12 protein-coding genes are annotated in these 14,563 nt (G+C 40.1%); all 12 read left to right on the top strand.

The genetic code is table 11. From position 1 onward, the window contains the following. The first annotated feature begins 18 nt into the window (after positions 1-18). Positions 19-894: a bifunctional methylenetetrahydrofolate dehydrogenase/methenyltetrahydrofolate cyclohydrolase FolD gene (folD, locus tag D1B33_RS06200; RefSeq protein ID WP_118875501.1), complete on the top strand. Its 876-nt coding sequence runs from the start codon at positions 19-21 to the stop codon at positions 892-894. Positions 895-1,048: 154 nt separating this feature from the next. Continuing rightward, a complete protein-coding gene (xseA, locus tag D1B33_RS06195; protein WP_118875500.1) occupies positions 1,049-2,401 on the top strand; it encodes an exodeoxyribonuclease VII large subunit in 1,353 nt (450 codons plus the stop codon). 3 nt (positions 2,402-2,404) lie between these two features. Then, positions 2,405-2,635, top strand: a complete 231-nt coding sequence (gene xseB / locus D1B33_RS06190) for an exodeoxyribonuclease VII small subunit (protein ID WP_147370381.1) — start codon at positions 2,405-2,407, stop codon at positions 2,633-2,635. A 2-nt stretch (positions 2,636-2,637) separates the two neighbouring features. Continuing rightward, the gene (locus D1B33_RS06185; RefSeq protein WP_118875499.1) at positions 2,638-3,522 is read left to right on the top strand and encodes a polyprenyl synthetase family protein; all 885 of its coding nucleotides are present in this window, start codon (positions 2,638-2,640) and stop codon (positions 3,520-3,522) included. A 167-nt stretch (positions 3,523-3,689) separates the two neighbouring features. After that, positions 3,690-5,597 (top strand): 1-deoxy-D-xylulose-5-phosphate synthase, encoded by a 1,908-nt coding sequence (gene dxs / locus D1B33_RS06180; protein WP_118875498.1) that lies wholly within the window; start codon positions 3,690-3,692, stop codon positions 5,595-5,597. Continuing rightward, complete coding sequence (locus D1B33_RS06175) at positions 5,594-6,415, top strand: TlyA family RNA methyltransferase (protein ID WP_118875497.1); 822 nt, start codon at positions 5,594-5,596, stop codon at positions 6,413-6,415. The genes dxs and D1B33_RS06175 overlap by 4 nt, the downstream gene beginning before the upstream one ends. A 323-nt stretch (positions 6,416-6,738) precedes the next feature. Further along, a complete protein-coding gene (ahrC, locus tag D1B33_RS06170; protein ID WP_118875496.1) occupies positions 6,739-7,188 on the top strand; it encodes a transcriptional regulator AhrC/ArgR in 450 nt (149 codons plus the stop codon). Positions 7,189-7,284: 96 nt separating this feature from the next. Further along, positions 7,285-8,988: a DNA repair protein RecN gene (gene recN, locus D1B33_RS06165; protein WP_118875495.1), complete on the top strand. Its 1,704-nt coding sequence runs from the start codon at positions 7,285-7,287 to the stop codon at positions 8,986-8,988. A gap of 144 nt (positions 8,989-9,132) precedes the next feature. After that, complete coding sequence (locus D1B33_RS06160; RefSeq protein ID WP_118875494.1) at positions 9,133-10,083, top strand: SpoIVB peptidase S55 domain-containing protein; 951 nt, start codon at positions 9,133-9,135, stop codon at positions 10,081-10,083. 300 nt (positions 10,084-10,383) lie between these two features. Beyond that, the gene (gene spo0A, locus D1B33_RS06155; protein ID WP_118875493.1) at positions 10,384-11,175 is read left to right on the top strand and encodes a sporulation transcription factor Spo0A; all 792 of its coding nucleotides are present in this window, start codon (positions 10,384-10,386) and stop codon (positions 11,173-11,175) included. Between the two features lie 882 nt (positions 11,176-12,057). Next, positions 12,058-13,155: an L-dopachrome tautomerase-related protein gene (locus D1B33_RS06150; RefSeq protein WP_118875492.1), complete on the top strand. Its 1,098-nt coding sequence runs from the start codon at positions 12,058-12,060 to the stop codon at positions 13,153-13,155. A gap of 452 nt (positions 13,156-13,607) precedes the next feature. Next, the gene (locus D1B33_RS06145) at positions 13,608-14,396 is read left to right on the top strand and encodes a lipid II flippase Amj family protein (protein ID WP_118875776.1); all 789 of its coding nucleotides are present in this window, start codon (positions 13,608-13,610) and stop codon (positions 14,394-14,396) included. Positions 14,397-14,563: the final 167 nt, after the last annotated feature.

The following is a 14,563-nucleotide window of genomic DNA, read 5'->3' as shown; positions in this document are numbered from 1 at the left end:
TGAAAGGAAGTATCAAAAATGTCGGCTGTAATTATCAATGGTAAAGAAATTGGACAAGAAATCCGCAAATCTGTCGAAAAACGAGTGGCAGAGTTAAAAGAACAGGGTGTTACTCCGGGTTTAGCGGTCATTTTAGTGGGAGAAAATCCTGCTTCACAAACGTATGTGCGAAATAAACAAAAATCCTGCGAAGCAATCGGAATTTATTCCGAGCTGATTAAATTGCCTGAAGAAGTGTCGGAAGAGGAATTGCTTGATCAAATTCGGTCACTGAATACTCGCGAAAGCATCCATGGAATCTTGGTGCAGCTGCCACTGCCAAAACATATTGATGAAGACAAAGTCATTGCAACGATTTCGCCTGAAAAAGATGTGGATGGTTTTTCGCCAATAAGTGTCGGGAGAATGATTCTGGGCCAAGAAACATTTTTGCCTTGTACTCCTTTTGGAGTGATGAAGCTGCTTGAATACTCTGGCATTGACATTGCCGGCAAACATGCAGTGATTGTGGGCCGCAGCCACATTGTAGGAAAGCCAATGGGACAACTGCTTCTTCAAAAAGATGCCACTGTTACATATACACATTCAAAAACAAAAGACCTGCCGTCCTTTACGAGACAAGCCGATATTCTAATTGCTGCTGTTGGACAGCCGAATTTTATTACAAAAGAGCACATAAAACCTGGTGCTGTCGTTATTGACGTTGGGATTAACCGAGACGACAATAACAAATTAATAGGGGATGTCCATTTTGCGGAAGTAGAGCAAGTTGCGTCCCATATCACTCCTGTTCCCGGTGGCGTTGGACCAATGACGATAACGATGCTGCTATTTAATACGGTTCAATCAGCCGAAAAATCGCTTTCACAGGACAAATCATCTAAAAACATGTAAAATATATATAAGAAACTGAAGCTGTTTTTCTGCGCGGATGAGTATACATATAAACTTCCGCTTAAAACATCCATTCACTCATCAGGGAGAATGATGTATAGAGAAACAGCTTTTCTTTTGGAATGAAATCTAATCGAAAGAAGGAGCCGAGTCAATGTCAGCGTCTTCTTATTTAACGGTAAAAGCACTAACAAAATATATTAAAAGAAAATTTGATGCAGATCCGCATTTGCGTGAAGTCTACGTAAAAGGGGAATTATCGAATGTCAAAATACATACTTCAGGGCATATCTACTTTACGCTGAAAGACGATGGGGCCCGAATAAATGCTGCCATGTTCCGTACCCAGGCAAGTAAATTGAAATTCAGGCCTGAAGAGGGGATGCAAGTTTATATCCGAGGGGAAGTTTCCGTTTATGAAGCTTCGGGGAACTACCAGCTTTATGCAAATGTCATGGAACCGGATGGCATAGGCGGTTTGTTCGTGGCGTTTAATCAATTGAAAGAAAAACTGCAAAAAGAAGGTTTATTTAACCCGAATTTTAAACAGCCCATTCCAGCATTCCCGAAAACGGTTGGTGTACTGACGGCAACAACAGGAGCCGCCATCCGGGATATTTGCACAACCATTTCACGACGCTACCCACAAACGGAAATCCTAATTTATCCAACAGTTGTGCAGGGTGATCATGCAGCCCCTAATATTGTTGGAAATATACAGTTAGCGAACAAACAGCAATTCTGTGACGTCTTAATCGTGGGACGCGGTGGAGGTTCAATTGAGGATTTATGGGCGTTTAATGAAGAAATCGTTGCCCGGGCAATTTTCGAGAGCCGCATACCAATCATTAGTGCGGTAGGGCATGAAACGGATACAACAATTGCTGATTTTGTCGCGGATTTGCGTGCGCCTACTCCGACAGCGGCCGCAGAACTGGCAGTACCGAACCAGCAGGAATTGATTCAGCGGATTTTGAGCTCAAGATCCCAACTGCACCAAATGATGTCATCCAGGCTGCAATACGAAAGAAGCCGTTTAAATAAACTGCAAAATGCTTATCCATTAGCAACACCGGAACGTCTTTATCGTCCTTTTACAGAGCGGATTATTCAATTGGATATGCAGCTCGGAAGGGCATCCCAGATGTTTTTGATGAAAAAAACAAGTGAACTTCAAAAATTGGAGAGCACAATCAAATTGCATTCTCCGCAAAATGAGATTCAATCGAACTACAAACAAATTGAACAATTGACAAGATTGCTATCACGATCGATTTCACAGCATCTAGATAAGAAAAAAGATCAATATTTATCCAATGTTCGTACACTCCAAGCACTGAATCCTTTGGCGATAATGACAAGGGGTTATAGTGTTGCTTATAAAGAAGACGAAGTGGTTAATTCAATCTCAAAAATTTCTCGCGATGATGAAATTTCTATTCATTTCCATGATGGAGTGGCGCAGGCCAAAATCGTATCAATCACCGACCAAAAAGGAGGGAAATAAAAAGTGGAGAACCAACAGCCATTTGCCCAAAGCATGTCAGAACTAGAAGAAATCGTGCGTAAACTCGAACAAGGGGACGTGCCTTTGGAGGAAGCGATTGATTTGTATAAAAAAGGGATGGAATTATCCCAATATTGCCATCAAAAATTACAAAATGCAGAAAAACAATTAATTTCAATCGTGAATGATCAAGGTGAAAAACAACCATTTGAATCGGCAAACGGAGAGGACTAATTATGACAAACCATTTAACTGAATTTATGAAGCTAAATTTACCCAAATTAGAAGAAGAGCTCTATTCTCTGGTTGAACGAATTTCAGCTCCGGCACAATTAAAGGAATCGATGCTCTATTCATTAAAAGCTGGTGGAAAGAGAATTCGGCCTCTATTTGTATTAGCCGTTTGCGAAATGTTCCATAATAAACAGCAGGAAGCATTCACGATTGGTGCCGCAGTGGAAATGATCCATACATATTCATTGATCCATGATGATCTGCCGAGCATGGATGATGATGAGTTGCGACGTGGGAAACCAACAAACCATGTTGTTTACGGAGAAGCATTGGCGACTTTGGCAGGGGATGCTTTAAATTCATTGAGTTTTGGTGTTCTTGCCAGAATGCAGGCAGTGAATCCGGAGAAACGAGTAGAATTAATCAACTTACTAAGTGTTGCTGCCGGTGCAGAAGGAATGGTCGGCGGGCAAGTGCTGGACATAGACGGTGAGAGCCGCCAATTAAATTTGTCTGAGCTTGAGAAGGTGCACCGAAACAAGACGGGGGCTTTGCTGCGATTCAGCATAGAGTCAGGTGCCGTTTTGTCGGATGCAACTGACAGCGAAAGAAAAGCGTTGGTAGAATATGCCGATCATATTGGGCTGGCATTCCAAATCCAAGATGATATTCTGGATATTGTAGGAACAAGCGAAGAGCTAGGAAAAACGGCAGGAAAAGACTTGGAGAGCCATAAGAGTACATATCCTGCACTTCTTTCACTCGACGGAGCAAAAGAAAAATTGGAAAATCATTATAATCAAGCTATTCGTACGTTACAATCAATTGAAAGAGACACAACGTTATTGGAAGAACTTGCAGAGTATATTATCAAAAGAAGCAGCTAATGAGAGGAAGTTCTTTTGAATAGCTGCTTCCACTGTTATAATAGACTATACGTTTTTTTTGACAGTGGAGGGCGCGATTCCACAGGACGTGATATTTTCGTCGACGCGGAGCTAAGCGGGCGTTTTCCGCTTTTCAAGAATAAAAAGAATGAAAAGGTGTGTGAGAGATGGATTTAACTAAAATTACCAGTCCATCCTTTTTGAAAAAAATGACCAATAAGGAGCTCGAATCCTTAAGCAGGGAAATTCGCTCTTTTCTGATTGAGAAATGCTCAATCACAGGTGGACATATTGGCCCGAATCTCGGTGTGGTAGAACTGACGATTGCTTTGCATAAAGCATTCAATAGCCCAAAAGATAAGTTTATATGGGATGTTGGACACCAAGCATATGTTCATAAAATTTTGACTGGCCGTGCCGGGCAGTTTGATACGTTGCGTCAATTTAAGGGGTTAAGCGGCTTTCCTAAAAGAGCCGAGAGCGAACATGATGAATGGGAAACGGGACATAGTTCGACTTCCCTTTCAGCGGCCATGGGAATGGCGGTTGCCCGCGATATCAAAAGGGAAGCAAACCATGTGGTTCCGATAATTGGAGACGGTGCCTTGACGGGTGGTATGGCACTGGAAGCACTGAATCACATCGGTCATGAAAAAACGAACATGATTGTCATTTTAAACGACAACGAAATGTCGATTGCCCCGAATGTTGGTGCATTGCACAATATCTTGGGACGCCTCCGTACAGCAAAAGAGTATTCCAGAGCAAAAGAAGATATCGAAGTGCTCATGAAAAAGATTCCTTTGTTGGGCGGAAAAGTGGCAAGTACAGCGGAACGACTGAAAGATAGCTTAAAATATTTAGTTGTTTCAGGCGGCGCTTTCTTTGAAGAATTGGGCTTTACTTATTTAGGTCCGATTGATGGACATGATTTTGAAGCGTTGGACAAAACGCTTGAATATGCCAAAAAAGTAAAAGGGCCGGTCCTTGTTCATGTAATTACGAAAAAAGGAAAAGGCTACAAGCCAGCCGAGGAAGATACAATCGGTACATGGCATGGAACAGGTCCATATAAAATGGAAACAGGTGATTTCGTTAAATCAAAAGCAAAAGGACCTGGATGGAGCAGCCTGATTTCGGAATCTGTCCGAAAATTGATGGAAACAGATGAACGCATTGTGGCCATTACACCAGCTATGCCGGTAGGTTCGAAAATGGAAGGCATCCAGCGCGATTTCCCTAGCCGTTTCTTTGATGTGGGAATAGCGGAACAACATGCCACAACAATGGCTGCAGGCTTGGCAACACAAGGAATGAAGCCGTATTTATCCATCTATTCAACATTCCTTCAACGTGCCTATGACCAAGTGCTGCATGATATTGCCAGAGCCAACCTGAATGTATTCATTGGCATTGACCGTGCGGGATTAGTCGGGGCAGACGGAGAAACCCATCAAGGAGTATTTGATATTGCCTTTTTGAGACATTTGCCGAATATGGTATTAATGATGCCAAAAGATGAAAATGAAGGGCAGCATATGGTAAAAACAGCGGTTGAGTATAACGACGGACCGATTGCATTGCGTTATCCTCGCGGCAATGGATTGGGCGTGCCGATGGATGAAGAAATGACAACTATTCCAATTGGCAGCTGGGAAGTTTTAAAAGAAGGCAAGGATGCTTGTATCTTAACATTCGGTACAACGATTTCAATGGCTTTAGATGCAGCCAACATCCTGGCCGAGCAAGGAATTGATGTACAAGTAGTGAATGCACGCTTTATTAAACCGATGGATGAAGCCATGCTGCATCAATTGTTTGCAGCAAAAACGCCGATTTTAACAATTGAAGAGGCCATTTTGCAAGGAGGATTCGGCAGTGCAGTACTGGAATTTGCCAGCGATAACGACTATTTAGATGTAGAGGTTGAGCGTATGGGTATTCCAGATCTATTTATCGAACAAGGAAGCGTCGATTTACTGCTGGAAGAAATCGACTTAACGAAAGAAGAAGCAGTCGCACGTATCCAACAACTCGTAAAAATTAAAAAAATTGAGGGTACAAAATACGTATGACAAAGCAAATAAAAGAACGAGTGGATATTTTATTGGTGGAACGGGGGTTATGTGAAACCCGGGAAAAAGCAAAGCGCTCGATTATGGCAGGCCTTGTCTATACAAATGAAACACGAATCGATAAAGCCGGAGAAAAAATACCAGTGGATGCCCCGCTTCAAGTAAAAGGTTCACAATTGAAATATGTGAGCCGCGGAGGCTTGAAACTGGAAAAAGCTTTGGAAATTTTCGATATGACGGTTGAAGGAAAATTAATGCTCGATATTGGCTCCTCAACTGGAGGTTTCACGGATTGCGCGCTGCAAAATGGCGCCAAGCACTGCTATGCACTGGATGTAGGTTCCAACCAGTTAGCCTGGAAAATCCGCTCTGATGAACGTGTTACGGTAATGGAGAAGACCAATTTCCGCTATTCCAAGCCCGAAGACTTTACGGAAGGCTTGCCCGAATTTTCAACGATTGATGTTTCCTTTATTTCATTGTCGCTGATATTGCCGGTCTTAAAGACGATTCTGTTGCCTGGCGGTGATGTCATGGCCCTTGTTAAACCTCAATTTGAGGCAGGGAAAGAAAAAGTCGGAAAAAAAGGGATCGTCCGTGATCCAAAAGTCCACTTGGAAGTTCTGGAAGGAACCGCGCGGATGGCAACGGAAATTGGATTTGTTGTGAAGGATGCTTCGTATTCACCCATAACGGGTGGGGAAGGGAATATTGAATTTCTCTTCCATCTGGTCAATCCGGAAGATGGACAAGAAGCGCCGCCTTTCACAGACTTTAAAGCGGTAGTCGATGCGGCGCATAGTGAGTTGGATAAATAGAGAGAAAGAAATTATAGGGATTTTTGTGCCTGTCGCTACGCTTTCGGTGCAGAAAATAGGGAGTCTCATGAATTTTTTTGGCTCTTTCAATAATTATTTCTTAAGGATTTTTGCGCCTGTCGTTTCACTTTCAGCGCAGAAAAGAGGGAGTCTCATGATTTGGCTCTTTCAATGGTTATTTCCTTAGAATTTTTGCACCTGTCGCTGCGCTTTCGGCGCAGAAAAGAGGGAGTCTCATTTTATGAGACTCCCTCTTTTTCTTGTCGTTTTTTGGTGAAAGTGGTAGTATAAATATACATAAATATTCATATGAGGTGAGCGGAATGAATAAGGGCCAACGCCATATGCGCATTCGTGAAATTGTTACGAATAATGAAATTGAAACACAAGATGACTTGGTGGATTGTCTGAAAGATGCTGGTTATAACGTGACGCAAGCAACCGTTTCCCGTGATATTAAAGAACTGCACCTGGTTAAAGTCCCGCTCCAAGATGGACGATATAAATACAGTCTGCCGGCCGATCAACGTTTTAATCCTCTGCAAAAACTGCAAAGAGCTTTGACTGATTCGTTTGTAAGCATTGATGGAGTTTCTCATTTTCTAATGTTGAAAACGCTGCCTGGTAATGGGAATGCAATTGCGGTATTATTGGATCATTTGGAATGGAACGAAATTTTGGGAACCCTTTCCGGGGATGATACCATTTTAATCATCTGCCGCCGTGAAGAAGATCGTGAAATTCTGAAAGAACGCCTTTTAAATTTAATTTAACGATATTCCGGAAAGTACCATGATTTGGAAACGATGATTTAAATTAGTTTGCAGTGGGGTATTTTTTGTATAAAGCCAATTGTAGAGGTGATTTTTTTGTTAAAGGAACTTAGTATCCGTAATTTTGCAATTATTGATGACTTAACCGTTGATTTTTCTGATGGGTTGACTGTTCTGACCGGGGAAACAGGGGCAGGGAAATCAATCATTATTGATGCAGTTCACTTATTGGCGGGTGGACGAGCTTCTCTAGAATTTATCCGGCATGGCGCTAAAAAGGCTGAATTAACGGGTCTCTTTACAATTTTAAATGATCAGCATCCCACCTACTCCAAATTGGAAGAATACGGAGTGGAATGTGAAGAAGGGACAATTATTTTACGCCGTGACTTAAACGATAGCGGTAAAAGCGTATGCCGCGTGAACGGGAAATTGGTGCCTTTATCCGTTCTTCGTGAAATTGGCTCCACCTTGATTGATATTCATGGACAGCATGAAAACCAGGAATTGATGGATGAAAAAAGGCATATCGATTTGCTGGATCATTTTGCAGCCGGTGACCTTGGTGACGTGAAACAACAATACATTGAAAAGTACCAAGAATATCGCGAATTTAAACGGGAAATTGCCGCAATCAGCATGGACGAACAAAGAATTGCGCAAAGAATTGACTTATACCAATTCCAGATTAACGAATTGGAAGAAGCAAGTTTGAAAATTGGCGAAGAGGAACAATTGCTGGAAGAACGGAAACGGCTATCCAATTTCCATAAAATTTTCGAACGTGCAAACATCGCCTACGAATCAATTTCCGGTGAATTAAAGGGTTTGGATAATATTGGAGATGCAATGAGTGCATTGGAAGATGTTGTCGAGCTGGATGACCAATTCAAGGATGCATCTGAAGCCGTCAATTCCTCTTTTTATGCGCTGCAAGATGCCGCGCATCAAATTAAAAGTGTACTCGATGATTTAGAGTTTGACCCAAATCGATTGAATGATGTTGAACAACGTTTGGCGCAATATCAATCCATGAAAAGGAAATATGGTACGACCGTTGAAGAAATCCTTGAGTATTTTGATAAAATTCAGGATGAACTGATTCAATTGCAAAACCGCGATGAAACCATCCAAAATAACGAGAAAAAAATTAAAGCAATGGAAGATACTTTGGAAAAGCTGGCGCTTGATCTAACGAAAATCAGGAAACAAAGCGCGGTTAAATTAAGCGATGCCATTATGGAACAACTTCGCGATTTACATATGGAAAAAGCAAAATTTATCGTAAATTTTGATTCCTTACATAGTTTTGATACAAATGGTAAAGACTATGTATCATTCTATATCTCGACAAATGTCGGCGAACCGCCGAAATCATTGCCTAAAATTGCGTCCGGCGGAGAATTATCCCGTATTATGCTTGCTTTAAAGACGATTTTTTCTTCATCCAATGGAATCACATCCATTATTTTTGATGAAGTGGATACGGGTGTCAGCGGTCGCGTTGCCCAGGCAATTGCCGAGAAAATTGCTGCCATCTCAATTTCGTCCCAAGTACTATGCATTTCCCACTTGCCACAAGTGGCCGCGATGGCCGACCAGCATTACTTGATTAAAAAACAGGTGGAACAGAATCGGACGTATACGACGGTTTCCAATATTAATATCCAAAATCGCATAGAGGAAATCAGCAGGATGATGAGTGGTTCAGAAATAACGGACCTTACGTTGCAGCATGCTTCGGAATTATTGAAACTGGCGGATATTAGAAAACAAGAAATGAAAAACCAATTTGCATAAGATTTGAAGGGGTCGTCACTTTTTGACGGGCCCTTTTATCTCACGCTTTTTAGGAAAAGAAAAAATGCTGAACAAATATTTACCTCTCATTAATGAAGTACAAGTGACACATAGTAAATGTACAAATCTTAAAGGAGGTGGACCATGAAGTGCCATTTGCGTAATCTGTTGTCTATGGCCTTGCTCTTGGTATTCATTTTGTCGCCGAACGGGGAAGCCTTGGCGAAAAAATTAATTCCAATGGGTGAATCCATCGGCATACAGTTACAATTGCCATTTATTTATGTTGCACATGATGTGTTATTACCAAATGGTCAGTGGTTAAAAAAAGGTGACGTTATAACAGGAGTAAACGGAACAAATGTAACTTCTTTGGAGAAAATGAAACTACAATTGGATTCCTCCAAGCTGACGTTAACCGTTAGGCAAAAAGCACAAGAACAGCGTGATATTTCTTTAACAAGTGAACAAGCAAACAACATCTTGCCCTTCTTAAAGGATGAAACCGATGGCATAGGAACATTAACCTTTATAGATCCCGAATCGAAGCAGTACGGCGCTTTAGGACACCAAATCATTGATGGTGTATTAAAGGAACCACCTGAATTTAAAAATGGAGCGATTTTTTTGGCCTCCATTGAACAAATAAAGAAAAGCAGTCCAGGAAATCCGGGCTACAAAATATCGGTAATCGAAAATAACAACGTTCGCCTTGGGAATGTGAAATCAAATGACCTGTACGGAATTTTTGGCAGCTGGGAAAGCGATATAAAAGACAGTTTGCGCAAACCAATCGAAATTATGAATAACGAAGAAATCGCCTTGGGCAAGGCGGAGATCTATACAGCAATCGAAGGCTCGGAAGTAGAAGCATTTGACGTTGATATCATTAAAATTGAAGATAATGTTCTTCAATTTGTTGTCACCGATAAGGAATTGCTCGAAAAAACAGGGGGCATTCTTCAGGGCATGAGCGGAAGCCCTGTGATTCAGAATGGCAAATTTGTTGGAGCCGTAACTCATATGTTTGTTGAACATCCGTCAAAAGGTGCAGCCATTACTGTAACCGAAATGTTGAAAAAAACACCGAAGTAAGCAAGGAGAAAAAAGTGTACAATTCAATGGGATTGTACATTTTTTTCTTATCATATGTTCGATTTTTACATAAACAACAGTATGTCTAGGAAAATTATACCTATTTGTTTGAATTGCTAAAAATTTTGTCGATTAAACTTGAAACAATCGGTCTACTTGATTATTTTATTAATAATAGAAGGTTTTGACTAAAAATTGTCGAAATTATAGTTGTCAAGTAGAGTAACTTTATGGCATAAATTAGATAAGATGCTTAAAAAAGAAAAATAGATGGGGTTTAAAAATAAAGGGGGCATTTTTTTGGCGAAAGTAAGAGTGGCAATTGCCGACGATAACCGCGATTTAGTGAGAACAATGGAACAGTATTTTGAAAATCATAACGACATTGAAGTAGTGGCAACTGCTTCCAATGGAAAGCTCTGCATTAAAATGTTGGAAGAATTCCAGCCGGACGTTTTACTTCTCGATATTATCATGCCGCATCTTGATGGGTTAGGCGTCCTGGAAGTAATGTATAGTGATGATCGTTTGGCAAAAACGCAAGTAATTATGCTTACTGCGTTTGGACAAGAAGATGTCATGAAACAAGCTGTAACATATGGGGCATCATATTTCATGTTGAAACCATTCGAATTCGATCAGTTGGTTCAAAAAATCCTTCATTGTGCAGGACAGAAAACAGATAATGTAAAGCGACAAAGCATACTTCAACCGGAAGGACAAGCCAAGGTAAATCAACGCCAGCTTGACACAACGATTACGGCTATTATTAAAGAAATCGGTGTTCCGGCGCATATCAAAGGCTATTCTTATTTACGCGAAGCCATCCAAATGGTTTATTATGATATCGAATTATTGGGCTCTGTTACAAAAATATTATATCCGGAAATCGCGAAAAAATTCGGAACAACGCCTTCACGTGTGGAGCGCGCAATCCTCCATGCCATCGAAGTGGCCTGGAACCGCGGAAACTATGAATCTATCTCTCAAATGTTCGGCTACACGGTGCACCATTTAAAATCAAAGCCGACAAACTCAGAGTTCATCGCGATGATCGCGGATAAAATCCGTATTGAATTGGTAGCTTCTTGAAAGTGATAGGAGCAGGGTTTGTAGGGGATGGAGAACCAATAAACTTTGCTATTTTAAACTCAACATCAATTTTTAAACCAATAAACTTTTAGTTAATGACCAATGAATTTTTTTATTCATTGGTTGTTTTTATTTTATAGGGAGTTGGTGGAATTGAAACTGACTGAACTTAAAAGAAGGCTTTTTAATTTACTCCCATCGAAAAGCTTATCTAAATAAACCGTATCGACTTATGAGCAGTCATTTCATTCTCTATGAAATATATGTCAATGGGAAGATAAAAGAACAGACTTAAAAGCCACCTAAAGGTGGCTTTTAGACTTTAGACAAAGTTAAAGGCAGCGATTGATTTTTCATTTTTAGTGCGGGTTTTGCGCTCGCAGCTACACCTTACATTTTCAAGCTGCTAAATAGATGGATTAGGAGAGATTGCAATACGAAAAAAGGCTTCGAGTCGGAGAATACCAGTAAAGGCATACTTCGCGTTTCAAATAATCACATATTACAATAAACATTGGCTATTCCTACTAGGAAAGCGTGGCTGAAAGTCTGCGGGTATTTGAATCTCTGCGCTATTCATCTTAATTGAACCGTAGTGTACGGAACCATACGTACGGTTGTGAGTGGCCGGGGGACTTAATCCCTCCCTCCCTCTTACTCAATTTAGTAGGGCCATGAGCTATGTATCAAACCATGCTGAACGATTATAAGTAAATGAGGTTCTTAAATAAATTTCATCTAGCGTTATTGAAACCAACATATTTAATAATGGGAAGCTGCCCACAGCATCCATCGCTATGGAAATTTACCAAGAACCAGGCACTAAAAAATTTTTTCATCATATATAGTTGATATCCGTTCGAATTTGATGAGGAGGATATCATGCAACCTATGTTACCTATGGAAAAATATTTTGGGCAGTTTGAACTGGTGCATGCTTTTTATGGGGCTATGCCTACAGGTGTCAGCGTTTCCGAAACCGGTCGTATTTTTGTTTGCTTTCCGAAATGGGGAGACGACGTTCAGTTTACTGTTGCGGAAATTGTAGAGGGTGAATTGCAGCCTTATCCCAGTTTAGAAACCAATTTGGTTAATACCGGTAATATTACAATGTCTTTCGTCAGTGTCCAAAGTATCGTTGCTGATGGAAGAGGAACACTTTGGGTACTAGATACAGGGGCACCGAATTTTGCTCCCCCTGTTCAAGGGGGAGCAAAATTAGTTGCTGTTGATTTAAGCACAAATACTATAAGGAGAATATATACCTTTACAGAAGATGTTGTCTTGCCAACAACTTATTTGAATGATGTCCGTTTGGATTTTCGGGTTGGGGGAGCAGGGTATGCATATATAACGGATTCTTCTTCCAGAGGACCAGGGGCTATTGTCGTCGTAGATTTAGATAATGGGAACGCGTTTAGACGGTTAAATGGGGCAATATCAACTTCACCTGATCCCTATTTTTTACCAAAAGTTGAAGGTCAAATTTTGATGAATCGAAACCCGGACGGCTCGACTTTCCCATTTAGATTGGCTTCCGATAGTTTAGCGATTTCTCCTGATGGAAAGGTTTTATATTATGCTCCGCTAACCAGCCGTCAACTGTTCTCAATCTCAACAGAAGCCCTAAGAGACAGAAGCATACAGGACATGAATTTATCCCAATATGTGCAGTATTGGGGGGAAAAAGGTGCGTCTGATGGAATGATCACCGGCGGAAAAGGAACAGTTTATGCGGGAGATTATGAAAACAACAGTATCCGGAAGATATTGCCGAATGGTGAAATGGAAACCATAGCACATGACCCAAGAATTTTATGGCCGGATACTTTTTCGATTGGCCCCGATCAATATTTATATGTCATTGTGAACCAATTACACCGGCAGGCAAGATTTCATTATGGAAGAGACCTACGGAAAAAACCCTATAGTTTACTTCGTATGCGAATAGATGAATTTCCTGCTCCAACCTTTTCATAATAATCTTCATTAGTGAGTGCCTTTATTTATTAATGTCATGATTTTATTATTTTTGAATATTTTGTTTGGGTAACTATTTATAACTACATTGTAAATGATTAAATAAAGCTAAATTTTATAAAAAAGTTATTCAACAATCGGGCGCTATCCTTGAATTTAGGGTAGTGCCATTTTCTATATAAGGGCCATATTGAATAACAAATTTAAAGCAAAATAGATATTGTGAAGGTTTGTACTTGAAATATTGGACAGGTTTGTTCAATAAGGAACTGAACTGAAAATGGTAAGGATTCAATTGAGTATTGTCTGTTCCGAGGGAGATGGAAACAATTTCTATTTATATTTCGTTGGTATAAAGTAAATGGTAGAAATAGACAAGATATCGGGAGCTTTTCTAGCAAATAAAAGTAGAGTAGGTAATGTTTTTGGAATTTTTCACAACACAATTAATAATGATTGCATTGTTTATTTTAATCATACATTCAATCGAAACTTTAGCATATTCAGTCCGTTTATCAGGGGCAAGATTGAAACTATTAGCATCGGCACTTTCCTTATTTAATGTGATGGTAATGATTTCAAGGTTGGCGAACATGATGCAGCAGCCTTTTACAGGGAGCTTGATTGATAAAGCACCAAAAGAGAATGCTTTAGAATTTGTGGAAAGCCAATATCGAATTCTAATTGGTTCTGCAACAATCGGCACATTAATCGGTGTGCTTTTATTGCCGACATTTATTGCGGTTTTTTCAAGGGCAATCGTTCATTTAGCCGAGGAGCGGGGATCGATTCCGGCATTGTTGAAAAAAGGGTTTACAATTCCTTATTTAAGACGTGCAAAGAAACATATTCATCTACCTAGATATGCTTATTTAAAAGGTATGAACTGGCGAGATATCCCGATTAAATTATTCTTCATAAACATGTTGATTACAGCAATTTATACAATCGGAGTTCTATCTGCACTTTATGCATCGTTGATTGTACCTGAACGAGAAACAACTGCTGTTATGGCATCGGGTTTAGTGAATGGTATAGCGACAATCTTGCTTATTGTCTTTATTGACCCTAAAATATCAATTCTTGCAGACGATGTAATCAACCAAAAGGGCAGTTATGTTACTTTAAAAAGTGCTTCGATAATGATGGTAACATCAAGATTATTAGGAACACTTTTAGCACAATTATTATTCATTCCCGGCGCAAATTATATTGCCTGGTTTACGCAGTTTATCGTGTAGCGAAAGAAGATTAAATAACTTCATGACTAAATTATTTTTTTTAGTTATTCCACAATGGGGGCGCAATCCTTGAAAAGGAATTGTGCCTTCTTCAACTAAAGGGCCAGATTGAATAAGACTTCCAATTTAAAGCTGAATATTCATGTTAAAATCGAAATTAGATTGTG

It is taken from the genome of Ureibacillus yapensis (assembly GCF_003515775.1).
In the GTDB taxonomy this organism is placed as follows: Bacteria; Bacillota; Bacilli; order Bacillales_A; family Planococcaceae; genus Ureibacillus; species Ureibacillus yapensis.
This window is presented reverse-complemented; position numbering and strand designations above follow the sequence as displayed.

Coding starts and splice junctions, on each gene's coding strand:
- folD (WP_118875501.1), top strand. CDS start 19: ATGTCGGCTGTAATTATCAATGGTAAAGAAATTGGACAAGAAATCCGC.
- xseA (WP_118875500.1), top strand. CDS start 1,049: ATGTCAGCGTCTTCTTATTTAACGGTAAAAGCACTAACAAAATATATT.
- D1B33_RS06185 (WP_118875499.1), top strand. CDS start 2,638: ATGACAAACCATTTAACTGAATTTATGAAGCTAAATTTACCCAAATTA.
- dxs (WP_118875498.1), top strand. CDS start 3,690: ATGGATTTAACTAAAATTACCAGTCCATCCTTTTTGAAAAAAATGACC.
- D1B33_RS06175 (WP_118875497.1), top strand. CDS start 5,594: ATGACAAAGCAAATAAAAGAACGAGTGGATATTTTATTGGTGGAACGG.
- ahrC (WP_118875496.1), top strand. CDS start 6,739: ATGAATAAGGGCCAACGCCATATGCGCATTCGTGAAATTGTTACGAAT.
- D1B33_RS06160 (WP_118875494.1), top strand. CDS start 9,133: ATGAAGTGCCATTTGCGTAATCTGTTGTCTATGGCCTTGCTCTTGGTA.
- D1B33_RS06150 (WP_118875492.1), top strand. CDS start 12,058: ATGCAACCTATGTTACCTATGGAAAAATATTTTGGGCAGTTTGAACTG.
- D1B33_RS06145 (WP_118875776.1), top strand. CDS start 13,608: ATGATTGCATTGTTTATTTTAATCATACATTCAATCGAAACTTTAGCA.